Here is a 1,509-nt window from a genome sequence, read left to right as displayed (position 1 = left end):
TCGAGCACATGTCCGCCGAGGGCAAGAACCCTGGCGAGAAGGATTTCAGCGGTGCAAAAGCCGAGGAAACCCTGACGGTACTGGGCCACGAGCACCCGAAACCCAGCGAACCGCAAACCGCCGAGCCGAACCCCCGATGATTCGTGAAATTCTCAAGATGGGCGATGAGCGCCTGCTGCGCATCGCCCCGCCTGTGCCCGAGCACATGCTCGGCAGCGCCGAATTGCTGCAATTGATCGATGACATGTTCGAAACCATGCGCCACGTCGGCGGCGTCGGGCTGGCTGCGCCGCAGATCGGTATCGACCTGCAGCTGGTGATTTTCGGCTTCGAGCGCAGCGAGCGTTACCCCGATGCCGAGGCGGTACCGCAGACCATCCTGTTGAACCCGGTAATCACGCCGTCCTCCACCGAGGTCGAGGACGGCTGGGAAGGTTGCCTGTCGGTGCCTGGCTTGCGTGGCGTGGTGCCACGCTTCAAGCACATCTGCTACGAAGGCATAGACCCTCAGGGCAACCCCATCAACCGCTTTGCCGACGGCTTCCATGCACGGGTGGTGCAGCACGAGTGCGATCATCTGATCGGGCGCCTGTACCCTTCGCGCATCCAGGACTTTGCCAAGTTCGGCTACACCGACGTGCTGTTCCCCGGGCTCGACGTCAGCGACGACTGACCCCGCTGCAGTGCGACCAGGCGTTTGCTGTGCTGGTAGCGCTGCAGGCGGCCAGCCAGCGCTTCCGGCAACTGCCCGGCCAGCTCGAAGCCCAGCCGCTGATAGAACGGTGCCAGGTCGGGGTGGCAGAACAGCCAGGTGGGCCCATCAGCCTGTACCAGTGCGGCCTCGACCAACTGCCCGGCGACCCCATGGCTGCGCCGCTGCGGGTCGACGAACAGGCCGGTCAGCCAGTAACCGTTGCCCACCGGGCTAAGGCTCAGTCCGGCAATGATGCCCGGGGCCCGGGCCACCCACAGTTCAGCGTCGCTTGCAGCACGCATGCGCGAGCCGTGCTGCCGGTAGAAGTGGTCCAGCAGCCGGCGTTCTGTGTCCGTGAGTTTCGAACAGTGGATATTCTCTGAAATGATGGTTCCTGCCCTGAAACGTGACGAGAGGCTCTGGCTTGATGATTTGCGACCATTTTGTCGCAGATTGTTGCAAAACTGGCAAGGGTGAATATCCGACTGCAGGGTTCAACTATTGCCGGCCGGGAGTAGAATTTGATTCATCCCCCCTTGCAGTACTAAGCGGGATCGGTACTTCGTGCCATCTTCACCGTAGATGGCAACTTCTCCGCGCCAATGACGGCATCAGAAGTCAATCGATCAGCTTGAATGCTCAAAAGGCAGACCCACATGAAACCATTACTGATTCTTGCATTGGTCGGTATGTCCTCGTTCGCCCTTGCCGATGAGGCCAAACCCGTCTCCAGCCAGCCTGTGGCTCAGCAGTACGACTATTCGATGAACCTGGACATCAAGCGGGTGATCAACCTGTCGACCATCCCCAATGTC

3 protein-coding genes and 1 pseudogene are annotated in these 1,509 nt (G+C 60.8%); 3 read left to right on the top strand and 1 reads right to left on the bottom strand.

What is annotated here, in order from left to right:
* Positions 1-140 (top strand): annotated as a pseudogene (locus tag HP546_RS31630) (ribonuclease BN); the annotation flags it as partial.
* Entirely contained in the window at positions 137-673 is a 537-nt protein-coding gene (def, locus tag HP546_RS30100) for a peptide deformylase (protein ID WP_172233491.1), read from the top strand. The pseudogene HP546_RS31630 and the gene def, both read left to right, overlap by 4 nt.
* Here the strand turns inward: def and HP546_RS30095 are convergent.
* Positions 628-996: a GNAT family N-acetyltransferase gene (locus tag HP546_RS30095; protein WP_172233488.1), complete on the bottom strand. Its 369-nt coding sequence runs from the start codon at positions 994-996 to the stop codon at positions 628-630. The genes def and HP546_RS30095 overlap by 46 nt on opposite strands.
* Before the next feature lie 354 nt (positions 997-1,350).
* Here HP546_RS30095 and HP546_RS30090 point away from each other — a divergent pair.
* On the top strand, positions 1,351-1,509 hold a 159-nt coding region (locus tag HP546_RS30090), incomplete at its 3' end, for a DUF2790 domain-containing protein (protein WP_172233485.1).

It is taken from the genome of Pseudomonas sp. CM25, assembly GCF_013179705.1.
Taxonomy (GTDB): Bacteria; Pseudomonadota; Gammaproteobacteria; order Pseudomonadales; family Pseudomonadaceae; genus Aquipseudomonas.
This window is presented reverse-complemented; position numbering and strand designations above follow the sequence as displayed.